This window comes from Azospirillum agricola (assembly GCF_020005195.1).
Classification (GTDB): Bacteria; Pseudomonadota; Alphaproteobacteria; order Azospirillales; family Azospirillaceae; genus Azospirillum; species Azospirillum agricola.
Map to the genome: position 1 here is coordinate 95117 of NZ_JAIFZR010000001.1, position 15303 is coordinate 110419.

Sequence of the window (15303 nt, forward strand, 5' to 3'; positions counted from 1 at the left end):
AGGCGCGCCGGGTCTCACCACGTCGTGCGGAAGCCGGCGCGGAGCGCGTGCCGGCCGGTGTTGGAGCGGGATTCGCCGCTGTAATCAACGAACAGACCGGTCATGTCGCTGAACAGGACCGTCACCCCGGCGCCATAGGTCACGCCGTCGCGGCCGGGCCGGCTGGCGTCGACGCCGAAATTGAGGCCGCCCAGCGCGGCGTCGCTGTGCCCGCCGACGTCGAGCCAGTCGTGACTCCAGCCGAGCCGGGCCGACGGCGCCACCACCAGACCGCTCGCGGTCTCGAAGCGGCGGCCGGCGCGCACCCCGAGCCAGCTTTCCAGCCCGTCCAGCGTGGCGGATTGTCCTGTCAGCCCGAGGGGGCCGGCGCCTGTCTCGGTGAAGCCGTCGCGGGTGACGCGGTTGTAGCGGAATCCGGCCGACGGCTCGACCTCGAGGTCGCCGGCAGTCCACCGGTAGCCGCCGCCGAGCGACGCGCCGATGGTGTGCCCGTCGGCGTCGCTGGCCGCGCGGATCCGCGTGGCGCCCAGCGTGATGTCGCGGCTGGTGCGGTGGGTGGTGAGGGCGTAGGAGGCCGAGGCCGTGACGAAGGCTTCGCCGAACCGATAGCCGCCATAGCCGGCGACGCGGTAGCTGTCGACGGTGCCGCTGCCGCTCCCGCTTTTGCCGTCGACCCAGGTCCGGGCGTAGCCGACCGCGACGCCGAGGTCGAGACCGGGCAGAAGGCTGGCGTCGATGCCGGCGGCGCCGGCACCGGCCTTGCTGAGCGCGCCGGGGCCGTTGCCGTTGCCGTCCACCACGAACAGGCTGCCGGTGATGTCGGTCCAGGGGCGGACGGTCACGCCGCCCACCGCCTCGTCACCGGCGGCCTTGGCGCCCTGGCGCCCTCCGCCTGCCCGGCCGGCCACGGCGGAGGGACCGCCGCCGCCGAGGCGGAAATCAATGGACCGCGCGGAGGCGAACTCTCCGCCCGTGCCTTGGCGCAGGCTGTGCAGCCGATCGTCCAGCATCTCGTCGAACAGCCGTTCGGTGGCCAGCGTCGCGGTCATGGTTTCGGCGTGCAGCGCCCCGCCCAGCCCGTCGAGCATGGATCCCACCCCGTCCGTCCCGCCGTCGGCAAGGTAGAGGGCGTCGAACAGGGCCGTGGTGGCGCTGCCGTCCCGTGTGCCGGCCGCCGGCCGAATCGTGTCGAGCGCGGCGCCGACCGCGTTGCGGTTGGCCGTGGCGGCCGTGCCGGTCGCCGCGAGGTTGCCGTAGGCGGAGGGCGTCACCACCAGCGTCAGCGTGCCGGCGCCATAGACCGTGTCGAACCGGGTCCCGGCCGGCAGCCCCTCGGCCGGCTGGGTCAGGCGGTCGAAGCCGCCGCTGATGCCGCCCGCGGCCTGGACGATGGTGAAGCTCTGGCCGAGCGTCGGCGTGTAGGCGTTGGTGGCGTCGCCGCTGATGCCGCGCAGCAGCGGCGTGAGGGTGCCGCCGGCGATGGCGTAGGTGCCGGGCGTCCCGCCGACCAGCAGGCGGTCGTGGCTGCCGGCCCCGGTGCCGGTCCCGGTGCCGTCGATGTCGACCAGGAAGGTGCCGTTCTGGACGAAGGAGCCGTTGACGGTCTGGGTTCCCGGCGAGTTGCCGGGCGAGTAGGTTGCGCCCGCGCCGATGGTCACGGCGCCGTTGATCGTGCCGGTCCCGCCCAGCCTGCCGCCGGCCGCGACCATCACCGCCGGGCTGTTCAGCGTGCCGTTGACCGTCAGGGCGGCGTTGGGGCGGACCAGGGTGGTCTCGACGCGTTGGGTGCCCGACTGGAGCGTCAGGTCGGACAGGGTGCCGAGCGCGTCGCCGATCTGGAGGCTCTCCACATTGACCATGTTGGCCTGGAGCCGGTTCCCGGTGCCCTGGAAGGTGACGCTGTCCCAATCCTCCAGCCCGTCGAGATCGTTGGTGATGGTGGTTCCCGACAGCAGCACGCTGTCGGATCCCGGGGTGAAGCCGACGCCGATGCTCAGGCGGTAGCTGCTGCCCAGGTTGCTGCCGGTCAGGATGAAGGGCAGCAGGCGCTGGGCTTCCGGCACGACAAAGCTGTCGAAGTTGCCGGTGATGCCGCCGCCCGCGGTGATGACGTCATAGCTGCGTATGGAATAGGCGCCGCTCTCCATCGCCACGCGCAGCGTTCCGCCGTTGATGGCGACGCCGCCGCTCACCGCCAGCCGGTCGGCGGCGGCCGGGCTCACCTCGATCTCCAGGGTGGAGCCGGGGTTGAAGGTCGCGTTGCCGGCGACGGTCAGCGTGCCGATCGACGCCCCCGGCGCCAGCGTGCCGCCGGACACGACGCCGCCCACCGTGCCGGTGCCGAGCAGGGTGGCGCCCGGCCGCACCGTCACCGCGCTGGAGGCGAGCGAGCCGGTGACCTTGAGGGCGCCGGCCGTCACGGCGGTGGAACCGGAGAAGCTGCTCCGGCCCGAGAAGGTCAGCGTGCCGGCCCCGGTCTTGGCGAGCGTGCCGCCGCCCGAGACGGTCCCGGCGAAGACGCCGTTCTCGGTCTGGTCGAACACCAGCGCCGCGTTGTTGGCGATGGCGCCGGTCAGGCTGGCGGCGTTGCCTTGCAACGTGCCGGCGGAAACAACGGTGCCGCCGTCGTGGCTCGCCGTTCCGGTCAGGATCAGGGTGCCGGCGCCGTCCTTGGCCAGCTCGCCGCTGCCGGACACGCCCCCCGACAGCGTCAGCGTCCCGGCCTCCGTGGTGATCCGCGTCGCCGAGCCCAGCGTGACCGCCCCGCCGTAGCTCGTGCTGCCGGAGAGGCTGCGCAGGGCGCCGCCGCCGGCCATGCCCGTGCCGTTCAGCGTCAGGGTCTCGGCGCCGACCGCGATTCCGCTCTCCAGTTCCAGGGTCGCCCCGGCGGCGACGCTGGTGCCACCGACGGTGCTGCCGAGGCCGCTGGCGTCGCGCAGGCGGACCAGACCGCCGTCGATCGCCGTGACGCCGTCGTAGCTGTTGGCGCCCGTCAGGATCAAGGTGCCGGCACCGTCCTTGCTCAACCCGCCGGCCCCGCCGACCGCTCCCGACAGCGTGGTATCGCCGCCGCCGCCGATGGTCAGGCCGAAGCCGGCGGTGGCGACGGCGCCGCCCAGCGTCAGGCTGCCGGCGTCGCTGTTGACCCGCGCCGCCGAGCCCAGCGTGATCGTCCCGCCATAGCTGTTGGCGCCGGACAGGCTGCGCAGCGCCCCGCCGCCCGCCACGCCGGTGCCGTTGAGGGTCAGCGCCTCCGTCGCCACGGCGATGCCGCCCTGGAGTTGGAGCGCGCCGCCGGCGCCGACCGTGGTGCCGCCGGCGGCGCTGCCGAGCCCGGCGGCGTTCCCCAGGGTGAGGGCGCCAGCCCTGATGGTGGTGGCGCCGTCGTAGGTGCTGGCGCCCGACAGGGCGAGGGTGCCCGATCCCGTCTTCGTCAGGCCGCCGGCTCCGGACAGCGTGCCGCCGAAGGCGTTGTCCCCGCTTCCCCCGACCGTCAGGGTGGCGCCGCCCAGCGCGACGGTGCCGCCGCCCGACAGCCCGCCGACGCTCTGGCTGAAGCCGTTCAGGTCGAGCGTGGCACCGGAGGCCAGCGACAGCGCCGCGCCGGACACCGCGCCGGCGGCGCCGGCCCGCAGGACGCCGCCGGTGACGCTGGTCGTTCCGGCATAGCCGTTGGCGCTGGACAGCAGGAGCGTGCCGCCGCCCTCCTTGGTCAGGGAACCGGAGCCGAGCGACAGCCCGCCCGCCAGCGTGACATCCCCGGCGCCGCCGACGGTCAGGCCGCTGTCGGTGCCGCCGACCGCGCCCGACAGGGTCAGCGTCCCGGAATCGGCGGCGATCGTGGCGGAGCCCCGCAACGTGACGGCCCCGCCATAGCTGTTGGCTCCCCCGGCGCCGCGCAGGCTGCCGCCATCCAGCGTCAGCGCCTCGCCCGCCACGGCGATGCCGCCGCGGAGCTGGAGCGACGCGCCGCCGCCGACCGTCGTGCCCGCCGCGCTGCCGCCGAGCGCCCCGGCGCTCTCGATGACCAGCGTGCCGCCGGTGACGGCGGTGACGCCGTCGTGGCCGTTGGCGGCCGACAGGGTCAGGCTGCCGCCCCCAGCCTTGGTCAGCCCGCCGGATCCGCCGATGCTGCCGGCGAAGCTTCCGTCGCTTCCCTGGTTCACGGTCAGGGACGCCCCGCCCAGCGCGATGCTGCCGCCGCTGCCCGACAGGCCCTGGACCGACAGGTCGAAGCCGCCGAGGTCGAGGGTGCCGCCCGACAGCGCCAGCGCCGAGGCCGAGGACAGCGCCCCCGCCGCCGCCGCGCGCAGCGTGCCGCCGTCGAGCGTGGTGGTGCCGGTGTAGCTGTTGGCCGCCGACAGGGTCAGGGTGCCGCCGCCGTCCTTGGTCAGCCCGCTGACGCCGCCGCCCAGCGCGCTGGAGATGGTGGTGTCGCCGCCGCCGCCGATGGTCAGCCGGCCGCCGCTGATCGCGCCCGACAGGGTCAGCGTCCCGGAATCGGCGTTGATGCGGGTGGCCGGGCCCAGCGCGATGGCGCTGGTGACCTCGTTGGCGCCGGACAGGCTGCGCAGGGCGCCGCCGCCCGACACCCCGGTGCCGTTCAGCGTCAGCGTTCCGCTCGACAGCGTGGTGCCGCCCTGGATTTGCAGGGCGCCGCCCGAGCCGACCGAGGTGGCGCCGCTGCCCAGCGCCGTCGCGCTCTGCACCGTGATGGCGCCGCCGTTGATGGTGGTGCCGCCGCCATGGGCGTTGGCGCCGGCCAGCGTGAGCGTGCCGCCGCCGGTCTTGACCAGGCTGCCGGCGCCGGACAGCGCGCCGGCGTAGGTGGTGTCGCCGCTCTGGTCGACGGTCAGGGTGGCGCTGCCCAGCGCGAAGTTGCCGCCGCTGGCGCCGCCGCCCGACAGCCCGCCGATGGTCTGGCTGAAGCCGTTGAGGTCGAGGGTGGCTCCGGCGGTGTCGGCGAGGGCGACGCTGGAGGAGGCCAGCGCGTTGGCCACGCCGAGCCGCAGCGTGCCGGCGTTGATGGTGGTGGTTCCGGTGTGGGTGTTGAGCCCCGACAGGGTCAGCGTGCTGGCGCCGGCCTTGACCAGATTGCCGCTGCCCGAGATCACCCCGGAATAGACGTCGCCGATCCCCTGGGTCACCGTCAGGGTGGCGCTGCCCAGCGCGATGTTGCCGCCGCTGTTGCCGCCGCCGCCCAGGCTGCCGACCGACTGGTCGAAGCCGTCGAGGTCGAACAGCGCCCCGGCGGCGTTGCCCAGCGTGATCCGCGAGCCGGCGGCGATCACGTTGGCCGCCCCGGCGCGGACGGTGCCGCCGTTGATCGTGGTCGCCCCGGTGTAGCTGTTGGCGCCCGACAGCGTCAGCACGCCGGTTCCGTCCTTGGTCAAGCCGCCGGTGGTGGTGCCGATGGCGTCGGAGATGGTGGTGTTGCCGCTGCCGCCGACCGTCAGGCCGAGCCCGGCCCCGCCGATGCCGCCGCCGAGCGTCAGCGTGCCCGCGTCGCTGTTGATGCGCGTGGCCGAGCCCAGCGTGATCGCGCCGCCATAGCTGTTGGCGCCGGACAGGTTGCGCAGCGCGCCGCCGCTGGAGACGCCGTCGCCGTTCAGCGTCAGCGCCTCCGCCCCGACGCTGATGCCGCCCTGGAGCTGGAGCGCCGCCCCGGAGGTCACCGAGGTGCCCCCGGCGGTGGTGCCGAGCGCCGTGGCGTGGGTGACGGTCAGCGCGCCGGCGGCGATGCTGGTGGCGCCGGTGTAGCTGTTGGCGCCCGACAGGGTCAGCGTGCCGCTGCCGCTCTTGGTGAGGCTGCCGACGGCGGTGCTGGAGACGACGCCGCTCAGCGTCAGGCTGTTGCCGTTGGTGTCGATCCCGCCGCCTGCGGAGTCGAGGCTGACCGTGTTGGCGAGGGTCAGGCCGGCGGCGTCGGCCCGCAGACCGCCGCCGTTCATCACGATGCCGTTGGTGGCGCCGAGCGAATTGTTCGCCGAGACGGCGATCCGCCCGGCGTTGATCGTCGTGGTGCCGGTGTAGTTGCCGTTGGCGCCGGTGATCGCCAGCACGCCGGCGCCCGACTTGGTCAGCCCGCCGTCGCCGGCGATGGCGCCGGCGCCGCCGATGGTCTGCGTGCCGGTGGTGACGTCGAGGGTGGTCGAGGCGGTGTTGTCGTTGAGGTACATCACCGCGCCCCGCGCCTGACCGGCGGTGGCGGGCGTCGAGACGGCTCCCGTGCCGGCGGCTCCTCCGGTGACGTTGTAGGTGCCGGTGAAGCCGCTGTCGGTGATGGTGAGGCTGCCGCCCGCCCGCACGAAGACCGCCCCGCCCAGCCCCGCCCCGCCGCCGCCGCCGGTGCCGGCGCCTCCGTTGGCTCCACCGGAGCCGCCCAGGGTGCCGCCCGCCCCGCTGGTGCCGCCGCCACCACCGCCGCCGCCGAAGCCGCCGGTGCCACCGGTGGCCAACCGGAAACCGCCGCCGCCGCCGCCGCCGAAGCCGCCGGTGCCGGCGCTGCCGGCGCTGTTGCGCCCGCTGCCGCCGCCGCCGCCGTACAGGCCGCCGTTGCCCCCGACTCCGTTGGCGCCGCCTCCGCCGCCGCCGCCGATGCCGCCATTGCCGCCGTTGCTGTCGCGGCCGCCGCCGCCGCCGCCGCCGGACAGGCCGCCGTCGCCGCCGGCGCTGCCCGTGCCGGCGCTGCCGCCGGCACCGCCGCCGCCGCCGCCGAAATTGCCGCCCGTGGCTCCCGCGGTGACGGTTCCGTTGTTGGCGCCGTCGCCGCCTTCGGGACTGCCGCCGGTGCCGCCGGTCTGGCCGCTGCCTCCAGTGGGGTTGTTGCCATCGACGGTGGCGCCGCCGCCCTCGCCGCCGGCGCCGTTGCCTCCGCCGACGGCGTCGCTGCCGGTGCCACCGTTGCCCTGCTGCCCGCCGCCGCCGCCGCCGCCGCCGCCGGGAATGCTGGCCGTGCCGGAGCCGCCTCCGTTGCCGAACTCGCCGCCGCCGCCGCCGCCGGCGGAGAGGCCGCCCCGGCCACCCGCACCGGCATAGCCGCCGCCGCCGCCGCCGCCGGTGCCGTTGGCGACACCGCCCGCGTCGCCGCCCGCGCCGCCAATGCCGCCGCCGCCGCCGCCGCCGCCGCCGGGGAGCCCGGTGCCACCACCGTTGCCGCCGGCGCCGCCGGTGGCCGAGGCGTCGCCGACCGTCACGCCCGACAGCGTGACGGCGGCCCCGGCACCGACGAACACGGCGGCCCCGGCACCCAGGCCGCCGCCGCCAGCGCCGGCACTGGTGTTGCTGTCGCCGCCCTTGCCGCCCGCCGCCGCCACGTTGGCGATCGTCAGCCCGGTGACCGACACCGTGCCGGTGTGGACGAAGAAGGCGCGGTGGGTGCCGGCCCCGTTCAGTTGCCAGCCTCCGGCGGGGGCCGAGTTGGTGTTCCCGGTGAACGCGATCGACGACGTGATCATCGGCAGCGACTGGGACAGCGTGATGTTCGCCGTGATGTTGATGACGCCGTCGCCGGTGCCGGTGTTGTTGGCAAGGATGGCAGCGCGCAAGGCCGCTTCGCTGGCGACGTTCACCGCGCCGGCCGGCGTCGCCAGCAGTGCCAGGATGGCGGCCGGCGTCGCCAGCAGCGCGGCTTGCCGGCGGTGCGGCAACCTGTCGGGGAGGGTGGGAGAGGGAAGGATGGACCGCAGAGCGGAACTGCCCAACAGAAGCCGCTTCATCCGTTAACCCGCAGTCTCAAGCATTCGAAGATGCCGTGTATTTTCCAGAAATTTCACGAAACCCGCCCAAAAATTCCACCCCGTCGGTCATAAACTCTTGTCAACATCATCGGTCTGCATCAACGTCCGGCTTATGTGATCAACGGACCGGACATTATGCGCGAGCGTCACCACTGCCCACCACCCCGCCGGGTGGTCCCGTTTCCGTAGAGGGTGCGCCGTGCCGGACATCGAATGGTTGCTGAACGCGGCGACCGGCCGCAAGTCGCTGTGGGTCGAGGAGCGCACCCCGGTCGAGGACGAGAACTGGCGGGGCAGCGTCGAGCGCATCGAGATCGCCCAGGGCCTGCGGGTCTTCCTGGTCGCCGCCGACATCCTGCGCGACATGGCGGTCGAGCCGCGCAACGGCGCCTCGACCGACTGGCTGACCGGCCAGATCAGCGTGTCGGGTGTGCTCGACCACCGTTTCACCGACGGCACGGAGCTGCGCATCGCGCCGGAGCAGGCGATGCTCTTCCGCCCGCTGGAAAGCTCGTCGGTCGTCACCATGCGCGGTGGCCAGAGCCTGCGGTTGACGGGCTACGCCTTCGACCTCGACCGCGCCGTCGGCCTGTTCGACGGCGCGGTGCCGGGACCGCTGGCGCCGCTGTTCGCGCCCGACCCGGTCCACACGCCGGTCCTTCCCACCCGCGCCTCGCCGCACCTGCGCCGGCTGGCGGAGGATCTGTTCGCTCCGGGGCTGAACGGGCCGCTGCGCATCCTGTTCATGGAGGGGGTCGCCCTCCAGCTCCTGGCTCTCCAGGCCGCGGCGGTCGTCGAGTTGCGGGAGGGGCGGCCGGACACCGTCTCGGCCCACGAGCGCGCGTTGATCGGGGAGGCGCGGGACCGCCTGCTCGCCGACATGCGCAGCCCGCCGAGCCTGGGCGAACTGGCCGCCGCCGTTGGAATGACCGAGCGCCGGCTCAACGCCGGCTTCCGCGAGCTGTTCGGCACCACGGCGTTCGAGCTGCTGCGCAACGAACGGCTGGAACACGCCCGCCGCGCCATCACCACGGAGGAGGTGGTGCTGAAGGAGATCGCCTACCGGGTCGGTTACAACCACGTCTCCAACTTCATCCACGCCTTCACCGCCCGCTTCGGCGTGCCGCCGCGCGGCTATCCGGACGCGGTGGCGCCGCCGCGCCGCAAGAGCGTGGTCTCGAAGCCGTGATCGTTCCTGGCGGAGCCGCCCTTTCGCGGGGTCATTCTTTCGCCGGCAGGGGCGGTGTCACGCACCAGCCGCTTCGGCCGCGTTCAGCTTTCCCGTGACCTCGTCCAGAAGCTGGATCACGTCCTGATGCGCGTGGCTCGCGTTGTTGCACGGATGGAGCTGGTGGGTTAGGTCGGAACACCGTTCTTCGTCAGCTGGATTTCCCGCGATGCCGCAGAAGGCGAACGCTGCTCGCCGTCATCATATCCCGCGACCGAAACGCAAGGTGACGAACTGGGCCGAGTACGACGCCTCCCTGCGCCAGCGCGGCAGCCTGACCGTGTGGTTCACCGAGGGCGCGATCGCACGCTGGAAGGCGGCCCCGCGAGCCACGCCGGGCGGACAGCCCTGCTACTCCGACTTGGCGATCCGACTTGGCGATCATGACGGGACTGATGCTGCGCGCCGTCTTCCGGCTGGCGCTGCGCCAGACCGAAGGGCTGATCGCCTCCGTCCTACAGTTGCTCGGCCTCGACCTGCCGGTGCCCGACTGCTCGGCCCTTGCCCGGTGCGCTCGGACTGTGACACTGCACGCAAGTGCCGCGCTCACCGAGATCGCCATCGGCGCCGCTTTGCTCAACCGCATGCTCGACCTCGGACGCCCGAACTCCATTCGCGTCACCTGATCGGCGGTGGGACCGGGCGATCTCCGGAACTCGTCGTCTCGCTGCAACACGCCGTGTCCGACATATCCGCGAACTGGCCCTGCGGCATTTCGGGGCGGACTACAGCCGCACCGGCATGCAGGACCGCTTGTACCGGATGAAGCTGTCCTTCCTCACCCCGCGCCCGATCCATCCCAAGACCGACGCGGCGGCCCAGGAAGCGTTTAAAAAACTTTGCCGACCGGCTCGCCGCCATCGGAAAGGAGCATCCCGAAGCGGGCGCCGTGGAGGTCTGGTTCCAGGACGAAGCCCGCATCGGCCAGAAAGGCACCCTGCCCCGGCGATAGGCGGCGCGTGGCAGCCGGCCACGCGCCGTGCGCGATCATCGCTTCAAGTCGGCCTATCTCTTCGGCGCCGTCTGCCCGGCCCGCGACACCGGGGCCGCCATCGTCATGACACGCGCCAACACCGAGGCGATGACCCTCATGCTGGAGGAAATCAGCCGTACCGTCGCACCCGGCGCCCACGCCGCCGTGGTCATCGACGGAGCGGGATGGCACACCAGCGGCGACCTCGTCGTGCCAGCCAACATCACCCTCGTCCCGCTCCCGCCCTACAGTCCGGAACTCAACGCCATCGAGAGGCTTTGGCAGTTCATGCGCCACACGCTGCTGGCCCACAGGCTCTTCGCCGATCTCAACGCCATACTGGATGTCTGCTGCCAAGTCTGGAACCAGATCCTCGCCGAACCAGGACCCATCCGCTCCACATGCGGCTACCACTGGGCCTTACAGGTCAAAACTTAACGGCTTTGGTATCAGTGGGGAACTCGGGCATGAGGTCATGAGTGTCATGCGCATCGCCAACCGGCCGCTCACGGCGCAGCAGATCGGGCGTGCGCTGTGTGAACGCCGACAGGTGACGCCGGACACAGCCGCCGAAGCAACTCGCAAGGGAGATTGGGCGAAGATTTTACGGTGAAGATGAGATCATTCATGGGCGCTATCCGTCAAAGGGGCGACGAACGCTCATGCATTCGCGTTCAGGTTGGGATCCGTCGGATCCGACGACTCCCATCCCGGCACCGCCGGTGCGCGCCACGGCGCCCTTGATCGAAGTTCAGTTGGCTTGCGACGATGTAGGTTGCTCGAAGCGGAGGGCCGGCTGAATCGGAAAGCATGCGTCAGTGTAGCGGGATCGCCACCACCAAGCACTCACGCGGGCTGGGGTGAGTCATCCCGCCACAGCTTCAGCCGATCAGGTTTCTCGCAAAGCGAGTATAAAGTCACAGACCTTTTTAACGGACCTCGTATGTCCATAAGGTATTTTCACAGAACTATTTTATGGTTCCAAAACCGTTCCAGGGGATCATTTTATGGTTCCAATGAGGCGCTTTATGGTTCCAACTTTTCCGAATTTCCCAATGGAATCAATAAGTGTCAGATGTATTTTATGGTTCCTTGCAGATATCCTTCCCCATTTGGGGCACTCCAGCAGGAAAGGAAACATTAACCATAAAAGCGTTTCCTCCGGCCCACAGCACTGGAGGACTTGACCATGACGACCACCGACCAGACGGCCTTCTACGTTTCGACGCAAGGCAACGACAGCTGGTCCGGCCGGCTTGCGGCCCCCAACGCCGACGGCACCGACGGCCCCTTCGCCAGCCTGGAGAAGGCGCGGGATGCGATGCGGGCGGGTGATACCGACACCACCCACATCCGTGGCGGCACCTACCGCCTCGATGAAACGCTCACCCTCGATTCCCGCGACAGCGGCCACAGCTTCGCCGCCTACGAGGGCGAGACGCCGGTGATCAGCGGCGGCGAGCTGGTGCGCGGCTTCACCGCCGAGGGGAACGGCCTCTATTCCGCCAAGCTCGATTACGCCAGCGGGCTCGACCTGACCATCGGCGGCGTCCGCCAGACGGTCGCCCAGACCGGCGACGTCGACCCGGCCGACCCGGCCAGCGGCTGGCAGGTCCTGCGCGCCGCCGAGGGTGGGGCCAGCAAGACCGCCTTCACCGTCAAGGACGGCGACATTCCGGCCGGCCTGACCACCCATGACGGGCTGGTCGTCCAGACCTTCGACACCGAGCGGCTGAAGGACGACATCACGGCGGTGCGCGCCATCGACGGCGACCGCGTCACGCTGGCCGACGACGCCTCCTACGCGCTGCGCTCCGGCGGCACCTACCGGGTGATGAACGACGCCACGCTGATCCGCGACGCCGGCGAGTTCGGCTGGCGTGCCGGCGACGACGCCCTGGTGGTGAAGCCGGAGGATGCCGCCGCCCTGCTCAAGGACGGCGCCGTGGTGGCGCGGCTCGGCACGCTGATCAGCGCCAAGGACGCCAGCGACCTCTCCATCACCGGCCTGACCTTCACCGACGGGCAATACGACGGCGCGGCGCTGTCGCTGACCGGCGGGCACGGCAACGCGGTCGGCGGCAACCATTTCGTCAATGTCGGCACTGCCATCGCCCTGAACGGCACCGACAACAGCCTGATCGGCGGCAACGTCATGGAGCATCTGGGCTCCAGCGGCATCACCATGAGCAACGCCGCCAACGGCAACCACATCTATGCCAACCGCATGGAGCACATCGGCGAGATCGTGAAGGGCGGAGCCGGGGTCGGGGGCGTCGGCAGCAGCGACAGCGTCATCAGCCACAACGACATCTCCCACGCGCCGCGCTACGGCGTGTCGCTGAAGGAATGGGATGACGGCCAGATCAACCGGAACAACATGGTCGAGTTCAACAGCATCCACCATGTCGGGCAGGAGACCGCCGACGGCGGCGGCATCGAGATGCTGGGCCGCTCCGGCACCCCGACCGGCTCGGTGATCCGCGGCAACGACGTGCAGGACACCGGCGGTCTTGCTACCGACGCGGATGGCAACTGGTTGACCGACCACAAGGGCTGGGGCATCTCGCTCGACGACCTGACCAGCGGCGTCACCGTGCGCGACAATTTCGTCAAGGGCTTCTCCTGGGGCGGCATCTACGTCCATGGCGGCGACGGCAACCTGCTGGAGAACAATTTCGGCGTCGTCGGCGATCCGGACCACGCCTTCATCCGCGTCGAGTGGGTGCCCAAGGCCGGCGACCAGGCGCGCCCCGACGACACCACCATCATCCGCAACCTCACGGCCGGCGACATGCCGATCGAGCAGTATTGGAAGCTGATGAGCCCCGGCCAGAATTTCCTGATGGACGGCAACCTCGCCGCCAACGGGAAGGGCTACGGGCCGAACGACGCGGTGTTCAACCCCGGCTTCACCGACAGCGCGAACGGCGACTATTCGCTGAAGGAGGATGCGGCGGCGCTCTCCCACGGCATCCATGACCTGAGCTGGTCGTCGATGGGCAGCGACGGCTACGGCGCCGACGCCACCATGCCGCATTTCTGGGGCGACGCGGCGTAACGCCGCCACGGCCTACGCATTTTTTTCCGCGTCGCACGCAGGCCGCCGTCCCTCCCGGACGGCGGCCTTTTTGCTGCCCCGACCGATTCTTCGAAAAAACCGCGCCAGCTTTCCCGCCCTGTCCCGTGGATACCCACAGAACGAACGGGCGGCGCCGTGGCGCGGCCCTTCCCTGGACAACACCGGCCTCGCCGCCGCGGACGCCCACGACCGGAGTCCGCGAACGGGCCGCGATTTGGGTGGAGAAGGCGATGTCGGTGTCAGCACTCAGCTCCACATACGCGACCAGTTCGACCGCGACGACCAGCGCATCGTCGAGCCGCTCGTCGGCCTCGCTGGTCGAGAACTACCAGTCCTTCCTGACCCTGCTGCTGAAGCAGCTGGAGGTCCAGGACCCGACCGATCCGGTGGACGCCAGCGAATACACCAGCCAGCTCGTGCAGCTCGCCTCGCTGGAGCAGCAGATGTCGATCGGCGACAAGCTGGACGATCTGACCACCGCCGTCTCGGCGCTCGGCACCGGCAGCAGCGCCATCGGCTATCTCGGACGCACGGTGGAGGCCGAGGGCGACACCACGGCACTCCAGGACGGCAGCGCCGAGTGGGAGTACGACCTCGACTCCACCGCTTCCAGGGTGACGCTGACCATCACCGATTCCGTGGGCAAGACGGTGTACGCGACCAGCGGCGAAACCGCGTCGGGCACCCACGCGCTGAGTTGGGACGGCACCGGCAGCAACGGCAACTCCTACACCAGCGGCACCTACACCCTGGCGGTCACCGCCTTCGATTCCAGCGGCAGCGCCGTCGGCGCCACCACCCGCATCAAGGGCACGGTGACCGGCGTCGACAGCAGCTCGGGATCCGCCGTGCTCGACGTCGGCGGGGTCAGCGTCTCGGCCGACGACGTGCTGGCGATCTCCTGACCGCCATCTCCTGACCGCCGCATCCACCCGAATTTCCCGATCTATCGACAGGTGCCGCCATGAGCATCACCAGCGCGATGTACAGCGCCATGTCCGGCCTGACCGCCCAGAGCAAGGCGCTCGCCTCGATCTCCAGCAACATCGCCAACTCCAGCACCACCGGCTTCAAGGGCACGGTCACCAGCTTCACCTCCTACATCAACAAGACGACCACGGTCGACGAGCAGGTCGGCGGCGTCATCGCCTCCAACACCCGCAACATCAACCGCCAGGGCGAGATCCAGTCCTCCGCCACCACCACCAACATGGCGATCAACGGCGAGGGCTTCTTCGTCATCTCCGACGCCTCGGCGAACGGCGCGATCGCCTTCACCCGCAACGGCTCCTTTTCGGCCGACGCGTCGGGCTACCTGAAGAACGACGAGGGCAACTACCTCTACGGCTGGAAGCTGGACGAGAGCGGCAAGATCACCGCCAGCAACAAGACCTCCACCGACAGCCTGGAGGCGGTCAACCTGACCAGCATCAAGGGCACGCCCAAGGCGACTTCGACGCTGGGGGTCGAGGCCAACCTGCCGTCCGACGCCGAGACCGGCGACAGCTTCACCACCGACGTCGAGATGTTCGACACGCTCGGCAACAGCCATTCGGTGACGCTGAGCTGGACCAAGACCGCCGACAACACATGGTCGCTCGACGCGTCGGACCCGGCCAAATCGTCCGACGGCACGGTGACCACCGGCACGATGGCGGGCTTCCCGCTGTCGATCAGCTTCAACAGCGACGGCTCGCTGGCCTCGGCGACGCAGGACGACGGCACCGGCACCATGGTGTCGGTCGATCCGTCGGCGATCTCCTTCTCGGTCGGCGGGTGGACCACCGGCGCCACCGACAGCGCGGTCACGCTCGATCTGGGAACGGCCAACGGCACCGACGGGCTGACGCAGTACGCGTCGGGCGACAGCGACCCGTCGGTCGGCGACTGGAGCAGCGCGCAGAACGGCTACGCGCCGGGCACGCTGACCGGCACCACCATCGACGACAGCGGCGTCATCCGCGCCACCTTCGACAACGGCGAGACGCGGGCGATCTACCAGATCCCGATCGCGACATTCGCCAACGCCGACGGGCTGGACAGCGAGACCGGCAGCACCTTCACCCAGACCTACGAGTCCGGCGCCTACCAGCTGCGCACCGCCGGCGACGGCAAGGCGGGCGGTATCGCCGCCGGCTCGCTGGAAAGCTCCACGGTCGAGCTGACCGACGAGTTCAGCCGCATGATCACCGCGCAACAGGCCTATTCCGCCGCCTCAAAGGTGGTGACGACGGCGCAGGACATGCTGGACACGCTGATCGCCATGAAGCGGTGAGGGCCG

General features: G+C 71.0%; 6 protein-coding genes and 2 pseudogenes. 7 read left to right on the forward strand and 1 reads right to left on the reverse strand.

The window, feature by feature from the left end:
- Positions 1 to 14: 14 nt before the first annotated feature.
- Positions 15 to 7703 (reverse strand): autotransporter-associated beta strand repeat-containing protein, encoded by a 7689-nt coding sequence (locus JN22_RS00275; RefSeq protein ID WP_179166001.1) that lies wholly within the window; start codon positions 7701 to 7703, stop codon positions 15 to 17.
- Positions 7704 to 7938: 235 nt separating this feature from the next.
- On the opposite strand from JN22_RS00275, the gene JN22_RS35125 reads away from it, so the two are divergent.
- From JN22_RS35125 to flgE, 7 genes and pseudogenes are all read left to right on the forward strand, one after another.
- A complete protein-coding gene (locus JN22_RS35125; protein ID WP_085552007.1) occupies positions 7939 to 8928 on the forward strand; it encodes a helix-turn-helix transcriptional regulator in 990 nt (329 codons plus the stop codon).
- 208 nt (positions 8929 to 9136) lie between these two features.
- Positions 9137 to 9488 (forward strand): annotated as a pseudogene (locus JN22_RS00285) (transposase); the annotation flags it as partial.
- Between the two features lie 157 nt (positions 9489 to 9645).
- A pseudogene (locus JN22_RS00290) lies at positions 9646 to 10378 on the forward strand (IS630 family transposase); the annotation flags it as partial.
- 46 nt (positions 10379 to 10424) lie between these two features.
- Positions 10425 to 10553 (forward strand): hypothetical protein, encoded by a 129-nt coding sequence (locus JN22_RS34690; RefSeq protein WP_263300698.1) that lies wholly within the window; start codon positions 10425 to 10427, stop codon positions 10551 to 10553.
- A 576-nt stretch (positions 10554 to 11129) separates the two neighbouring features.
- The gene (locus JN22_RS00295) at positions 11130 to 13001 is read left to right on the forward strand and encodes a right-handed parallel beta-helix repeat-containing protein (RefSeq protein ID WP_085552008.1); all 1872 of its coding nucleotides are present in this window, start codon (positions 11130 to 11132) and stop codon (positions 12999 to 13001) included.
- Between the two features lie 251 nt (positions 13002 to 13252).
- Positions 13253 to 13927, forward strand: a complete 675-nt coding sequence (locus JN22_RS00300; protein ID WP_085552009.1) for a flagellar hook assembly protein FlgD — start codon at positions 13253 to 13255, stop codon at positions 13925 to 13927.
- A gap of 59 nt (positions 13928 to 13986) precedes the next feature.
- Positions 13987 to 15297 carry a flagellar hook protein FlgE gene (flgE, locus tag JN22_RS00305; protein ID WP_085552010.1) on the forward strand — a complete coding sequence of 437 codons (1311 nt, stop codon included), beginning with the start codon at positions 13987 to 13989 and terminating at the stop codon, positions 15295 to 15297.
- Positions 15298 to 15303: the final 6 nt, after the last annotated feature.

Excerpts from the sequence above, each read along its gene's own strand:
- flgE (WP_085552010.1), top strand. The coding sequence starts at position 13,987 with ATGAGCATCACCAGCGCGATGTACAGCGCCATGTCCGGCCTGACCGCC.
- JN22_RS00295 (WP_085552008.1), top strand. The coding sequence starts at position 11,130 with ATGACGACCACCGACCAGACGGCCTTCTACGTTTCGACGCAAGGCAAC.
- JN22_RS34690 (WP_263300698.1), top strand. The coding sequence starts at position 10,425 with ATGCGCATCGCCAACCGGCCGCTCACGGCGCAGCAGATCGGGCGTGCG.
- JN22_RS00300 (WP_085552009.1), top strand. The coding sequence starts at position 13,253 with ATGTCGGTGTCAGCACTCAGCTCCACATACGCGACCAGTTCGACCGCG.